Consider the following 13,067-nt stretch of genomic DNA (forward strand, 5'->3'; position numbering starts at 1 on the left):
AAGGAGACACCGTGACCCTCACCGCCCCCACCGCCACCGCCCTCGGCGGCCCGGTCGCCCCCTCGCGGAGCGTGCTCCGGCCGCTGCGCCAGGACGAGATCCGCCTCACCGGCGGCTTCTGGAAGCACTACCAGGACCTCAACTCCTCCGCCGTCATCGAGCACTGCCGCTCGTGGATCGAGCGCGTCGGCTGGGCCGGCAACTTCGACCGCGCGGCCGACGGCTCGATCTCCTCCGCCGAGGGCGGCGACGCGCACGCGGGCATCGAGTTCGTGGACTCCGAGGTCTACAAGCTCCTCGAGGCCATGGCCTGGGAGCTCGGCCGGAGCGACGACGCCGGGCTGCAGGAGCGGTACGACGACCTCGTCGCGCGGGTCGCCTCCGCCCAGGACCCGGACGGCTACCTGCACACGAGCTTCGGCCGGCCCGGCCAGCGTGCGCGCTACTCCGACCTGGAGTGGGGCCACGAGCTGTACAGCTTCGGGCACCTGATCCAGGCCGCCGTGGCGCGGCTCCGCACCGGGCACGACGACCTCCTGCCGCAGGTCGCCCGGCGCCTCGCCGACCACGTGCACCGCGAGTTCGGGCCCGAGGGGAGGGTCGCCGTGTGCGGCCACCCCGAGATCGAGCCGGCGCTCGCCGAGCTGGCGCGGGCGACGGGGGAGGAGCGCTACCTCGAGCTGGCCCGCCTGTTCGTGGAGCGGCGCGGGACGGGGACGCTGAAGCCGATCGCGTTCGGCGCCGAGTACTTCCAAGACGACGTGCCCGTGCGCGACGCGGAGGTGCTGCGCGGCCACGCGGTGCGGGCCCTCTACCTCGCCTCCGGGGCTCTCGATGTCGCGGTCGAGACCGGCGACGCCGAGCTGGAGGAGGCGGTCCGCCGCCAGTGGGAGGCGACCGTCGAGCGGCGCACCTACGTCACGGGCGGGATGGGCTCGCACCACCAGGACGAGGCGTTCGGCGCCGACTACGAGCTGCCGCCGGATCGCGCCTATGCCGAGACCTGCGCGGCGATCGGCTCCACGATGCTCAGCTGGCGGCTCCTGCTCGGCTCGAACGAGCACCGCTACGCGGACCTGATGGAGCGGACGCTGCTGAACGCGGTGCTCCCCGCCACCCGCGACGACGGCCGCGCCTTCTTCTACACGAACACGCTGCAGCAGCGCGTCGACGGAGTGGCGCCGGACGAGTCGCGCGAGACCGACCGCGCGCAGTCCAGCCTCCGCGCGCCCTGGTTCTGGGTCTCGTGCTGCCCGACCAACACCGCCCGCACCCTCGCGAGCGTCGAGCTCGGCTTCGCGACCGCCACCGACGACGGGGTGCAGCTCCACCAGTACGGCGCGTACGAGGTGCGCACCGGAGGCGTCGCGCTGGGCGTCGAGACGGAGTACCCGGCCGACGGCGAGATCGTCGTGCGGATCCTCGAGGACGCGGAGTTCGCGCTGACGCTGCGGGTGCCGCCGTTCGCGCGGGGCTCGGCGCTGCTCGACGGCGAGTCGGTCTCGACGCCGACCGTCACCGTCCGCCGGGCGTTCTCCGCCGGCGACACCGTGCGGCTCTCGCTGCCGATGACGGCCCGCTTCGTCGCCCCGCACCCCCGGATCGACGCGGTGCGCGGCCAGGTCGCCCTCGAGCGCGGGCCGTTCGTGCTCGCGATCGAATCGCTCGACCTGCCCGAGGGCCTGGACACCGAGCACATCGCGGTCGACGCCTCGGTGCCGCCCGTCGTGACGGCGGAGGGAGCGCGCGTGTCTTTGGTGGCGCGGGAGGCGGCTCCCGGCTGGCCCTACGGCTCCGTGCCGGTGGAGGAGGGGCGCCGCTTCGAGGCGGAGTTCCGGCCGTACCACCGCTGGGCGAACCGCGGACCGTCGACGATGCGGATCTGGACGCCGACGGCCTGACGGGCACCGCTCGCGAGAACGCAGAAGTCGTCGCACTCGAGCGCGAGTGCGACGACTCCTGCATAGTGGCTGCCGTCGCGGCGCCTGCGCTCAGATCCAGCCGCGCTCGCGGGCCTCGATCACCGCGCGCTGGCGGGTGTCGACGTCGAGCTTGCGCAGGATCGACGAGACGTGGTTGCGGACGGTGCCGGAGGAGAGGTGCAGCGCCGCGCCGATCTCGCCGATCGTCTCGCCGCGGGAGCCGGCGCTGAGCACGTCGAGCTCGCGGTCGGTCAGCGGGCTGCGCGTGCTCGCCAGGGCGTCGGCGGCGATCTCCGGATCGACGTAGCGGCGTCCGCTCGCGACCTGGCGGATCACCTCGGCGACGTCCTCGACCCGGCGCGACTTCGGCAGGAAGCCGCTGACGCCCGCTCCGAGCGCTCGCCGCAGGACCCCCGGCCGCGCGTGCCGGGTGACGACCACGACCCGCGTCGCCGAGACCCGGCGCAGCCGCTCCGCCGCCTCGATCCCGTCGAGCCCGGGCATCTCGACGTCGAACAGGCACACGTCGGGCTGCAGGCGCAGCGCCTCTGCGACCGCCTGCTCGCCGTCGCGGCACTCGCCCACGATCTCGAGGTCCTCCTCGAGGCGGAGGAGCGCGGCCAGCGCCGTGCGGATCATGTCCTCGTCGTCGGCGATCAGCACCCGGATCACGAGTCGCTCCCCACCGGCAGGCGCGCGTCCAGCTCGAAGGAGCGGCGGACCGCCCCGGCGCGCAGCGTCCCCCCTGCCCGCTCGACCCGCTCCGCCATGCCGAGGACGCCCGAGCCGGTCCCGTCCGCCTCCTCCGCGTCCGGTGCCAGGTCGTTCACCGCCTCGAACCGCCACTCGTCCCGCTCCCGCGCGAGCCGCAGCCGCGCGCTGGAGCCGCCGCCGTGCTTGAGGATGTTCGTCGTCGTCTCGCGGACCACCGGCCCGAGCGTCTCGGCAGGCGCGTGAGCCGCCGCCGGGTCGACCTCGAGCTCGACGCGGAGCCCGGCCGAGCGGAGCAGGTCGGCGGCGTTGGCCAGCTCGTCGACGAGCGGGACGCTGCGGAAGCGCGTCGCCAGCTCGCGGGTGCCGGTGCGGGCGCCGTCGACCGAGCGCTGGGCGGCGCGCAGCTGCTCGAGAGCGGCCTCCGGGTCGCTGCCGAGAAGGCGCTCGGCGAGCTCGAGCTGCAGCGCGATGACCTGGAGGTGGTGGCCCTGGAGGTCGTGCACGTCGCCGGCGAGCAGCAGGCGCTCCTGGGCGGCGGCGAGCCGGCCCTCGGCGGCACGCGCCCGGTCGAGCTCGCGGACGATGTCCCACCACCACAGCGCGCTGACGACCGTCAGGGGCAGCAGCGTCGCGAACAGCAGGAGGGTCGAGAGCGCGGCCGACGCGTCCGGCGCCGCTCGCGTCTGCTCGAGCACCGCCGCGACCGCGAGGACGATCGTGCAGAGCACCATCACCCGGAGCCGCACCCCGCTCTGCCAGGGCAGCACGGCGACCAGGGTCGCGGCGAGCGAGAGTCCGAGCGCGAGGCTCCCGGCGGCCGTGCCGGTGAGCGCCGCGGCCGCCACTCCGAGGCAGAAGACCAGGGTCGGCGCAGCCCGGAGGCGCACCGGGCCCTCGCGGTCGGCGCGCCGGTACGCGAGCGCGGTCGGCGAGAACACCGCGACCCAGGCGGCCGCGCCCAGGAAGTAGGCGCCCTTCCGCCACTCCTCGGCCTCGGCGCTCAGCACCGCCACGGACCAGACGGCCAGGACGATCACCACGAAGGAGGCGGCCGACGCGAGCGTGTACCACCAGGTCACGGCGACGCCGCGGCCCGCGCGCACGGGCGGATCCGGCTCGGTCGAGTTCACCATGCGGCCCAGGCTACGACCATGACACTTGTCACCCCTCGGGCCGTCGATCCTCCCGGGACGCGGTGACCCGGCGGCACTGCCGCAGCGGGCGCGGACACGGTCGGATGGAGGAGTCCCGAGAGCCGGGGCCACGTACCGGAAGGCACGACCATGACGATCATCAGCGACGCGATCCTCGGATTCCAGGACCTGATCGGCCGCGTTCCCGAGCTCGTGCAGCCCCTCGTCGTCGCCGCGGCCGGGGCCGTCCCCTTCATCGAGGGCGAGGGAGCGGCGAGCATCGGGATCATCGGCGGCATCCACCCGGTCGTCGCCGGGCTTGCGGGGGCGATCGGCAACTTCGTCTGCGTGGCGCTGCTCGTGCTGCTGGGCACCGGCGTCCGCTCGGCGATCACGGGCCGCTCGGAGGCGAAGCGGACGACTCCGCGGCGCGAGAAGTTCCAGCGGGCCTTCACCCGCTACGGCGTCCCGGGCGTGAGCCTGCTGGGGCCGCTGCTGCTCCCGACGCACTTCACCGCGGTGATGCTGGCGGGCGCCGGAGTCGGCCGAGGGCGGATCCTGCTCTGGCAGGGCGTCGCGATCGCGCTGTGGACGACGGTGCTGACGGTGATCGTCGGGCTCGCGGTCTCGGGCGCGACGCAGGCGGGCTGAGCGGGCCGGACACGGTCCTGAAGCGTGCGACCCCGGTGGCGCAGAGGCGTCCGCGCCATCGGTCAGCGCCGGATGCGCCGTCCCGGTCCGCCGTCCGGGTCCGCCGGGCCGGCGGACTGCAGGTGGGTGTGCAGGCGGATGAGGGTGTCGCGCAGCCGGGTCTTGACGGTGCCGAGCGGGATCGACAGCTCCTCCGCGATCTCGGAGTGGCTGTACCCGCGGACGTAGGCGAGGTAGAGGACGTCGTGGTGGATGGCGGCGAGCTGCCGGATCGCGCCGGCCGCGGGCGCCAGGGCCAGCCGGACGTCCGAGCGCTCCCACTCGTGATCGCGCGGCCGGTCGAGGACCGTGTACTGCAGCTCCCGGCGCCGCGCCGACCGGTCCGCCCGGGCGCGATCCACGGCACGGCGGTGCGCGACCTGGGCCAGGAAGGCGAGCACGGGACGGCCCGGGTCGAGCGAGCGCGCGGTGCGCCAGAGCTCGAGGTAGACCTCCTGCGCGACCTCCTCGGCGGCGGCGCGGTCGTCGAGCACGGCGTCCGCGACGGAGACGACCCGGCCCGCGGTGAGCGAGTAGAGCTGCCGGAAGGCGGTCCGGTCGCCCGCGCAGACCCGCAGCAGCAGGGCAGCCGACCGTGCAGGGCCGTCCCCGGGCTCACGCCGCTTGCCCGTCATCGTCGACACAGGGCTCAGCCTGGCACCGCGGACGCGCTCCTCCCGGGGTCGTGCCCCGAGAGGTGGCCCCCGTTAGAGGCTCACTTCTGCTCGCGTCCGCTGATGTGCGCCGCCCGACCCCCACTCTGCCCAGGGCCGGCCGTTCGCAACCGAGGCCCGGAGCGTCCGACAGTGGCCATCAGGCCGGTGCCGGGCCGCTCGACCTCGGTTGCGGACGGGCTCAGACGGCGACGCGCGCGTTCGACTGCGCGAGCAGAGCGACCGAGCGCAGGCGCGCCTCCGTCTGCAGCGACGCGTGGGCGACGATGACCTCGTCGGCGTCGGCGGAGCGGGCGAAGTCGGCGGCGTAGTCAGCCACCTGGTCGCCGGTGCCGACACCGGTGTAGGTGGTCATGCTCGCGACGTGGGCGCCGATCGGGGCGCTGAGCAGGGCGTCGAGCTCCTCATCGTCGAAGGTCTGGCCGACGGGGATCTGCCCGCTCTGGCGCAGCAGCATCATCAGGCGGGCGCGCTTCATCTGCGCGAACTGCTCCTGTGCGTCCTCCTCGGTGTCGGAGGCGATGGCGTTCATCCCGGCGATCACGTAGGGCGCGTCGAGCTGCTCGGAGGGGCGGAAGCCGCGGCGGTACTCCGCGACGGCCTGGTGCAGCGCGTCCGGAGCGAAGTGCGAGGCGAACGCGTACGGCAGGCCCAGCGCGGCGGCCAGCTGCGCGCCGAAGAGCGAGGAGCCGAGGATGTAGAGGGGGACGCGGGTGCCGGCACCGGGCGTCGCGCTCACTCCGGGGATGCGGGACTCGCCGGCGAGGAACGCCTGCAGCTCCAGCACGTCCTGCGGGAAGCGCTCGGAGGAGTCGGGGTCGCGGCGGAGCGCGCGGAAGGTCGCCTGGTCGCTGCCGGGGGCGCGGCCGAGTCCGAGGTCGATCCGTCCCGGGTGCAGCGTCTCGAGGGTGCCGAACTGCTCGGCGATGGTGAGCGGGGAGTGGTTCGGCAGCATGACGCCGCCGGAGCCGAGGCGGATCGTGGAGGTCTGCGAGGCGACGTGCGCGATGAGCACAGAGGTCGCGCTGGAGGCGATGCTCGCCATGTTGTGGTGCTCGGCGTACCAGACGCGGCGGTAGCCGTTCCGCTCGGCCTCCTGGGCCAGGGCGACGGAGGCGGCGAAGCTGTCGCGAGCGGTCTCACCGGGGGCGATGGGGGCGAGGTCGAGGATGGAGAGGGGAACGCTCATGGTGAGGGCAACGCCCGCGACGGCTCCGGTGTTCCCGTCGCGGGCGCCTTCCTCACGCCTCGGGGATGTCGCGGCCGTACGCCTCCAGCGTCACGGCCTCGGGCTCCGGTCCGCCGCGCACGCCGGCCTCGAGGGCGTCGATCCGGGCGAGCTCCGAGCCGGAGAGCGCGAAGTCGAACACGTCGATGTTCTCGGCGATGCGCTCGGGGCGGGTCGACTTGGGGATGACCTGGCGGCCCTCCTGCAGGTGCCAGCGCAGCATCACCTGCGCGGCCGTCTTCCCGTACTTGGCGCCGAGCTCGAGGAGCACCGGGTCGTCGAAGCTGCGGCGCGGGGAGTCGCGGTAGGCGGTGATGCCGCCGATCGGCGACCAGGCCTGGGTGAGGATGTCGTTCTCGCAGCCGAAGCGCTCGACCCGCCGCTGCTGGAAGTACGGGTGCACCTCGAGCTGGTTCACCGCGGGGACGACGTCGGTCTCGGCGAGCAGGCGGGTGAGGTGCTCGACCATGAAGTTGCTCACGCCGATCGCCCGCACCCTCCCGTCGGCGAGCAGCCGCTCGAGCGCCCGGTAGGCGTCGAGGGTGCGGTCGAAGGCCTCGGGCAGGGCCTGGTGCAGGATCAGCAGGTCGATCCGCTCGACGCCGAGCTTGCCCGCGCTCTTGTCGAAGGCGTGCAGCGTCTCGTCGTAGCCGTAGTCGCTGATCCACACCTTCGTCTCGAGGAAGACGTCGTCGCGGCCGGCGATCGCCTCGCCCACCTCGCGCTCGTTGCCGTAGGCCGCCGCCGTGTCGATGTGCCGGTACCCCGCGTCGAGCGCGGCGGCGACGGCGGCGCGGGTCTCGTCGGGCGGAGTCTGGAAGACGCCGAGTCCGAGGGCGGGGATCTCGACACCGTTGTGGAGAGTGAACGTGTTCATGAGCCCACGCTACGTCCGCAGACGCCGAGTCGCCCGAGAAGCCGCGCGCGACTCCTCAGGCGACCCCGTCGCTCCGGCCCTGCTCAGCCGTCGATCGGCAGCAGGATCCCCTTCACCGTCTCGTCCGTGGCGAGGAACTCCTGCACGGCCGGATCCTGGAAGGCCTGGACGAGCTTCCTCACGTTCTCGGTGTCGCGGTACTTCGAGCCGATGGTGAGCTGCCCGGCGAAGTCGTCGGGGGCCTGCGGGGCGAAGATCTGCTGCTCGATCGGGATGCCGGCGGCGAGGTAGTACTCGGTGTAGCCGACGGCCGCGTCGAGGTCCGGCAGCGCGCGCGACTGGGCGGCGAAGTCGAGCAGCGTGAACTGCAGGTTCTTCGGGTTCTCGGCGATGTCGTCCTGGGTCGCGGTGCCCGGCTCCGTGCCCGGCTTCAGCGTGATCAGGCCGGCGTTCTGCAGCAGCCAGAGGCCCTGTGCCTCGTTGGCGGGGTCGGAGTAGAGCGAGACCGTGCCGCCGTCGGGGATCTGGGAGACGTCGGAGTACTTGTCGCTCCAGAGCCCGAAGCCCCAGCGGAAGACGGGGGTGGCCGCCTCCTCCTCGAAGTCGGGGTTGGCCTCGAGCACCTGTCCCAGCCAGAGCTTGTGCTGGTAGACCGTGGCCGCGACCTCGCCCTCGCTCACCGCGCGGTTGATGGTGTTGCTGTCCGAGAGCCCCTTGAAGGCGACGGTGATGCCGTAGCGCGGCGCCACCTCCTTCGCGACGAAGTCGACCAGGGCCTGCTCGGAGGCGTTGCCCTCGGCGGTCGCGACGTAGAGCGTCGCTCCCTCCTGCTCGTTGGCCGAGACGGCGGGGGAGAGGAGCGGGACGGCGATCGCGGAGGCGACGCCGACCACGACGACGGCCGCTCCGGCGATCCAGGGCCAGCGGCGCTTCTTCTTGAGATCGAATCCGAGGTCGTCGGGAGTGGACATGGCGGTGCCTTTCGAAGAGGGGGTGCGCGGGCGCGCGGGAGGGGCGCCCGAGGGCGCAGGAGGAGGAGTGGTGGTTCTAGACGGCGGCCGCGACCCGCGGCGCTCGCCGCGAGCGGGAGGCGCCGGGCGTGGTCGCGCGGACGAGGGCGTCGCCGGTGAGCTGCACGGTCGCGACGGTGGCGACCAGGATCACGATGGTGGCGAGCATGACGGTGGTGTCGAAGCGCTGGTAGCCGTAGGTCACCGCGACGTAGCCGATGCCGCCGGCGCCGATCGTGCCGGCGATCGCCGAATACTCGATCATCGCGATCGTGTTGATCGTCAGGCCGCCGATGATCTGCGGAACCGCCTCGCTCAGCTGGGCGGTCCGCACCACCTGCAGCCGCGACGCTCCGGAGGCGCGGGCGACGCGGGTGAGCGAGAGCGGCACGCTGCGCAGCGCGTTCTCGACGATGCGGGTGAAGAAGGCGATCCCCGCGATCGACATCGGCACGACGGCCGCCGCGATCCCGATGTTGGTGCCGGTGATCAGGCGCGTGAACGGCATGATCGACGCCATCAGGATGAGGAACGGCAGCGAGCGGCCGACGCTGATGACGGCGCTGAGCACCTGGTGGGCGGCCCGGTTCTCAGCCAGGCCGCCCGGAGCGAGGTTGTGCACGAGAGCGCCCAGCGGCACGCCGACCAGCACCACGATCGCCATGACGATGCCGACCATGATCAGCGTCTCGCCGAGCGCCGGCAGCACCAGCGCGGGGATCTGCTCGAGCGGGACCTTGTTGTCGAGGTGGAGGATCACGCCGCCACCTCCTCGGCGAGGACGCGCACGCCGGCGGGCCGGACCGACAGGCCGAGCTCGGCCGCCGCACGGGTGAGCCGCGCCTCGTCGACCGGGCCGAGCCCGATCGTCGCGTGGCCGACCGCCTGCCCGTCCACCGTCTCGATCGCCGCGCCGAGCAGCGCGACCGGGCCGACCGCCCCCGCGAGCCGGGTGACCCAGTCGGTCGGCACTCCGGAGCGGGAGTAGCCCACCACCCATTCGCCCAGGCCCGGGCCGGGCGCGACGGCGGGGCGCACCGGGTTGAGGGCGAGGCCGAGCGGGGACGCGGGGTCGCGCAGCAGGTCGACGAGACGGCCCGACTCCACGATGCGGCCGTGGTCGAGGCGGGCGACGGAGTCGGCCACCTGGCGCACCGTCTCCATCTCGTGGGTGATGAAGAGGATCGAGAGGCCCAGGTCGTCGCGCAGCTCCTTCAGGAGCGTGGTGATCGCGGTGGTCGAGGCGGGGTCGAGGCCCGAGGTGGCCTCGTCCGAGAGCAGCACCGAGGGGCGGAGGGCGAGCGCGCGGGCGATGCCGACGCGCTGGCGCTGACCGCCGGAGAGCTGGTGCGGGTAGTAGCGGGCGCGGTCCGAGAGGCCGACGCGCTCGAGCAGCTCCGCGACGCGGTGCTTCGTCTCGGCGGCGGTGACGCCGAGGTACTCCAACGGCAGGGCCACGTTCTGCTCGGCCGTGCGGCGGCTGAAGAGTCCGTCGGACTGGAAGACGGTGCCGATGCGGCGGCGGGCGACGCGCAGCCGCTCCTCCGAGAGCTGCGAGAGCGCCTCCCCGTTGACGACGACCGTGCCCGAGGTGGGCCGCTCGAGGAGGTTCACGCAGGCGGCGAGCGTGCTCTTGCCCGCACCGCTCGGGCCGACGACGGCGAAGATCTCGCCGGTCGCGACCGAGAAGTCGAGGCGGTCGAGCACGGTCGCCGGACCGTACGACTTGCTGAGCTGCTCGAGCCGGATCATCGCGTTCCTTCGGACGGGTCGGGCGGCCGCGGCCTCTCCGCGTCGTCCCGGACACGATGATGGAGCACCGCGGGCCCGCCCGTCCCGGCCCGCGTCGCCCGGCGTAACCCTTCGTCGCCGGGCGTAACAGTGCGCGGGGCGGAGGGGGTCGCGGCCGCGAGACGCGACAGGACCGCCGCGGTTGGCAGCACGCGGGCTACCGTGACCGGATGCAGCCGAAGTGGGAGTCGACGACCATCGAGCGCGCCTTCGACGAGGGGTGGTCGGACGAGCCGATGGGGACGAAGGAGAAGTTCTGGCTCGTCGCCGACGGCGATCTGTGGCTCTTCAAGTTCGCCCGCCAGCGAGGAGACGAGACCCGCGGTGAGGACTGGGCGGAGTGGGTGTCGTTCCATCTCGCGCGGATGCTCGACGTCCCGTGCGCGGAGGTCCGACCTGCGACGGTGGGCGGTCGGCGCGGAATCATGTCGAGGAACGTCATCGAGCGCGAGCAGATCCAGAGCCTCGAGATCGGGAACAGCCTGCTGCGCCACTCCGATCGCCACTACGACCACGCTCGGAGGCGGCCCAACGACCGCTACACCGTCGATGCGGTGAGACGTGCTCTCGACGGCGTCGACGCTCCTGCAGGCTTCGACGCCGTCGCCGGACTGAGCGGTTTCGACGTGTGGGCGGGCTACCTGCTGTTCGATGCCTGGGTCGCGGGACGGGATCGACACGACGAGAACTGGGCCGTCATCGCCGGACGCGGTCATCGGACCCTCTCGCCCTCGTTCGATCACGGCAATGCCCTCGGGTTCCAGGAGACCGAGGAGAAGCGCGCCGCCTGCCTCGCCGATGAGGCTCTCTTCGACCGGTGGGTGCGGAGAGGAAGGAGTCACCATTTCGCCGGAAGACCGCTGCTGGTCGACCTCGCAGCGGAGGCCCTCGCGGCGGCCTCTCCGGAGGCGCAGGCGTTCTGGCCTGCTCGGCTCCGAGCGGTCGATCCCTCTGCGGTCCGCGAGGTCCTCGCGGCGGTTCCTCCGACCCTGATGTCGGAGACGTGCGCTGTTTCACGGAAGGACTGCTGGCAGCGACACGGAGGAGGATCCTCGATGACTCTCCTCGTCGATCGACCGGCGCCGCGTCCGACCCCTGGTGTCCGCGAGCTGCTGCTCGTCTGGCAGAACCCTCGTACTCGCCGGTTCCTCCGCGCGGCGGTGCTGTCCGTCGGGGTCGACGGCTTCCTCTTCCGGTACGAGCCGGCGGCTGTCGCCGACGAGGACTTCTTCCCGCTCGCGGAGTTCCCCCGTGTGGACGCGCAGTACCGGAGCTCGTCCCTTCCGCCGTTCTTCGCCAACAGGGTGATGTCGTCCGAGCGCGGCTCGTACGAGGAGTACCTGGGGTGGCTCGGTCTCGAGGCGGCGTCCCCCGACCTCCCCGTCGAGATCATGGTCCGGACCGGCGCGGCGCGAGCGACCGACACCTTCCATGTCGTGGAGAAGCCTCTCCGCACCGCGCAGACCCTCATCAGTCGTTTCTTCGTGGCGGGAGTCCGCCATCGGGCCGAGCTCCCGCTTCCGGTGCTGCCTCTCGAGCAGGGCGACGGGCTGGTCCTCGTGCCCGACGCCTCGAACCTCCGCAACCCGGAGGCCTACGAGGTGGCCTCGGTGTCCGGCGAGCGGATCGGATGGGTGCCGGACTGGCTGTGCGGTGAGGTCGCCGCGCTCATGGCGTCCGGATGGGAGGTCGAGGCGGTCGCCGAGAAGGTGAACCCCGAGGCCCCGTCCCACGTCCAGGTGCTCTGCCGGATCACCGCGACCCTGCGTCACTGAACCCGCTCCCGCTCAGCTCGCGGCGGCCGCCGCGCGGGGGCTCTCGGCGCTCGCCTCGCGGTCGAAGCGCTCGCGGCTGAAGACCTGGTCGGCGGTCGTCAGGGCGAGGCCGATCACGCCGGCCAGCTCGCCCAGGTCCGACGTGTGGATGGTCAGGTGCCGCGTGGCGAGCGGGTGGGTGCGCAGGTAGACGCGCTCGCGCAGGCCCGACATCAGCACCTCGCCGCAGTCGCCGAGCTGGCCCGAGATCACGATGGTCCGCGGGTTAAGGATGTTGACGAGGTCGGCGACCGCCTCGCCGAGGACGCGGCCGGCCTGGCGCACCGCCTGGGTGGCGCGCATGTCGCCGCGGAGCACGCGGGCCGTGACGTCGGCGACGTGCTTGATCGAGGGGTCGTCCGCCGAGAGGTCGCGGACGAGGGCCCAGCCGCTCGCATACGCCTCCACGCAGCCGGCGTTGCCGCAGCGGCAGGGCAGCGGATCCGCGTCGACCGTGCCCGTGACCGCGCGGGTGTGGCCGATGTCGCCGGCCGCGCCGACGGCTCCGCGGATCGTCGCTCCGTTGAAGACGAGGCCCGAGCCGATGCCGGTGCCGAGCTTCAGGCTGATCAGGTTGTCGGAGCCGTGGTGGCGCGACTCGGCGAGGGCGCGGGCGTTCGCGTCGTTCTCGATGACGACCTGCACGCCCTCGTACGGCTCGGCGAAGTAGCCGGCGATGTCGAAGTCGTCCCAGCCGGTCATGATCGGCGGGTTGCGCACGCGCCCGGCGGCGAACTCGACCGGCCCCGGGACTCCGACGCCGATGCCGGCGACCGCGTCGCCCTGCTGCAGCCGCTCGAACGCGGCGATCACCAGCGAGAGCACGGCGTCCGGTCCCTCCCAGACGTCGACGACGCCGCTCTCGTGCCGGAGGGGGGTGCCGCGCAGGTCGCAGGCGGCGGCGACGAATCCGCTCGCCCCGATGTCGGCGGTGAGGAACACCGTACCGACCAGGTTCATCGCGAACATGCTCGAGGGGCGCCCGCCGGTCGACTCGCCGCCGGTGGTGGGGGCGATCAGGCCGAGCTCCACGAGGGTCGCGAGGCGCTGGTTGACGGTGGAGCGGGAGAGCCCCGTCTGCTCCATCACCGCGTTGCGCGAGACCTCGCCCTGCTCGCGGAACAGCGCGAGGACGTCGGCCACGTGCGAACCGGCCTCGCCGGTGGAGTACCCCGTCATCGCTCCCCCTCTTGTCACGGTCAGCGTACATGCCT

The 13,067-nt window shown here is 73.0% G+C and carries 12 protein-coding genes; 3 read left to right on the forward strand and 9 right to left on the reverse strand.

Annotated elements, in window-relative coordinates; all coding sequences use genetic code 11:
- Positions 1 to 11 precede the first annotated feature (11 nt).
- Positions 12 to 1,901 (forward strand): glycoside hydrolase family 127 protein, encoded by a 1,890-nt coding sequence (locus C5C56_RS08920; protein WP_104319421.1) that lies wholly within the window; start codon positions 12 to 14, stop codon positions 1,899 to 1,901.
- 90 nt (positions 1,902 to 1,991) lie between these two features.
- On the opposite strand, the gene C5C56_RS08925 is transcribed toward C5C56_RS08920, so the two are convergent.
- On the reverse strand, positions 1,992 to 2,594 hold the full coding sequence (locus tag C5C56_RS08925; RefSeq protein WP_104222701.1) for a response regulator transcription factor: 603 nt from the start codon (positions 2,592 to 2,594) through the stop codon (positions 1,992 to 1,994).
- Entirely contained in the window at positions 2,591 to 3,769 is a 1,179-nt protein-coding gene (locus C5C56_RS08930; protein ID WP_104319422.1) for a sensor histidine kinase, read from the reverse strand. The genes C5C56_RS08925 and C5C56_RS08930 overlap by 4 nt, the downstream gene beginning before the upstream one ends.
- 150 nt (positions 3,770 to 3,919) lie before the next feature.
- On the opposite strand from C5C56_RS08930, the gene C5C56_RS08935 reads away from it, so the two are divergent.
- Positions 3,920 to 4,420 carry a small multidrug efflux protein gene (locus C5C56_RS08935; RefSeq protein ID WP_104225805.1) on the forward strand — a complete coding sequence of 167 codons (501 nt, stop codon included), beginning with the start codon at positions 3,920 to 3,922 and terminating at the stop codon, positions 4,418 to 4,420.
- Between the two features lie 62 nt (positions 4,421 to 4,482).
- On the opposite strand, the gene C5C56_RS08940 is transcribed toward C5C56_RS08935, so the two are convergent.
- The 6 genes from C5C56_RS08940 to C5C56_RS08965 all read right to left on the reverse strand — a co-directional run bounded on the left by C5C56_RS08940 (position 4,483) and on the right by C5C56_RS08965 (position 10,000).
- Positions 4,483 to 5,094 (reverse strand): sigma-70 family RNA polymerase sigma factor, encoded by a 612-nt coding sequence (locus C5C56_RS08940; protein WP_258065638.1) that lies wholly within the window; start codon positions 5,092 to 5,094, stop codon positions 4,483 to 4,485.
- A gap of 220 nt (positions 5,095 to 5,314) precedes the next feature.
- The gene (locus tag C5C56_RS08945; protein ID WP_104247036.1) at positions 5,315 to 6,322 is read right to left on the reverse strand and encodes an LLM class flavin-dependent oxidoreductase; all 1,008 of its coding nucleotides are present in this window, start codon (positions 6,320 to 6,322) and stop codon (positions 5,315 to 5,317) included.
- A gap of 52 nt (positions 6,323 to 6,374) precedes the next feature.
- Complete coding sequence (locus C5C56_RS08950; protein WP_104222706.1) at positions 6,375 to 7,238, reverse strand: aldo/keto reductase; 864 nt, start codon at positions 7,236 to 7,238, stop codon at positions 6,375 to 6,377.
- Between the two features lie 83 nt (positions 7,239 to 7,321).
- Positions 7,322 to 8,209 carry a MetQ/NlpA family ABC transporter substrate-binding protein gene (locus C5C56_RS08955; protein WP_104232971.1) on the reverse strand — a complete coding sequence of 296 codons (888 nt, stop codon included), beginning with the start codon at positions 8,207 to 8,209 and terminating at the stop codon, positions 7,322 to 7,324.
- A 76-nt stretch (positions 8,210 to 8,285) separates the two neighbouring features.
- Positions 8,286 to 9,008, reverse strand: a complete 723-nt coding sequence (locus C5C56_RS08960; protein ID WP_104222708.1) for a methionine ABC transporter permease — start codon at positions 9,006 to 9,008, stop codon at positions 8,286 to 8,288.
- Positions 9,005 to 10,000: a methionine ABC transporter ATP-binding protein gene (locus C5C56_RS08965; RefSeq protein WP_104319423.1), complete on the reverse strand. Its 996-nt coding sequence runs from the start codon at positions 9,998 to 10,000 to the stop codon at positions 9,005 to 9,007. The genes C5C56_RS08960 and C5C56_RS08965 overlap by 4 nt, the downstream gene beginning before the upstream one ends.
- 209 nt (positions 10,001 to 10,209) lie before the next feature.
- On the opposite strand from C5C56_RS08965, the gene C5C56_RS08970 reads away from it, so the two are divergent.
- The gene (locus C5C56_RS08970; RefSeq protein WP_104319424.1) at positions 10,210 to 11,814 is read left to right on the forward strand and encodes an HIRAN domain-containing protein; all 1,605 of its coding nucleotides are present in this window, start codon (positions 10,210 to 10,212) and stop codon (positions 11,812 to 11,814) included.
- Positions 11,815 to 11,826: 12 nt separating this feature from the next.
- Here the strand turns inward: C5C56_RS08970 and C5C56_RS08975 are convergent, their stop codons facing one another.
- A complete protein-coding gene (locus tag C5C56_RS08975) occupies positions 11,827 to 13,032 on the reverse strand; it encodes an ROK family transcriptional regulator (protein WP_104225808.1) in 1,206 nt (401 codons plus the stop codon).
- Positions 13,033 to 13,067: the final 35 nt, after the last annotated feature.

It is taken from the genome of Rathayibacter sp. AY1D1, from assembly GCF_002932635.1.
GTDB lineage: Bacteria > Actinomycetota > Actinomycetes > Actinomycetales > Microbacteriaceae > Rathayibacter.

What these genes read in the sequence shown, in the direction of transcription:
- C5C56_RS08930 (WP_104319422.1), bottom strand. Translation starts at nt 3,769, where the DNA reads ATGGTGAACTCGACCGAGCCGGATCCGCCCGTGCGCGCGGGCCGCGGC.
- C5C56_RS08935 (WP_104225805.1), top strand. Translation starts at nt 3,920, where the DNA reads ATGACGATCATCAGCGACGCGATCCTCGGATTCCAGGACCTGATCGGC.
- C5C56_RS08940 (WP_258065638.1), bottom strand. Translation starts at nt 5,094, where the DNA reads ATGACGGGCAAGCGGCGTGAGCCCGGGGACGGCCCTGCACGGTCGGCT.
- C5C56_RS08945 (WP_104247036.1), bottom strand. Translation starts at nt 6,322, where the DNA reads ATGAGCGTTCCCCTCTCCATCCTCGACCTCGCCCCCATCGCCCCCGGT.
- C5C56_RS08950 (WP_104222706.1), bottom strand. Translation starts at nt 7,238, where the DNA reads ATGAACACGTTCACTCTCCACAACGGTGTCGAGATCCCCGCCCTCGGA.
- C5C56_RS08955 (WP_104232971.1), bottom strand. Translation starts at nt 8,209, where the DNA reads ATGTCCACTCCCGACGACCTCGGATTCGATCTCAAGAAGAAGCGCCGC.
- C5C56_RS08965 (WP_104319423.1), bottom strand. Translation starts at nt 10,000, where the DNA reads ATGATCCGGCTCGAGCAGCTCAGCAAGTCGTACGGTCCGGCGACCGTG.
- C5C56_RS08970 (WP_104319424.1), top strand. Translation starts at nt 10,210, where the DNA reads ATGCAGCCGAAGTGGGAGTCGACGACCATCGAGCGCGCCTTCGACGAG.
- C5C56_RS08975 (WP_104225808.1), bottom strand. Translation starts at nt 13,032, where the DNA reads ATGACGGGGTACTCCACCGGCGAGGCCGGTTCGCACGTGGCCGACGTC.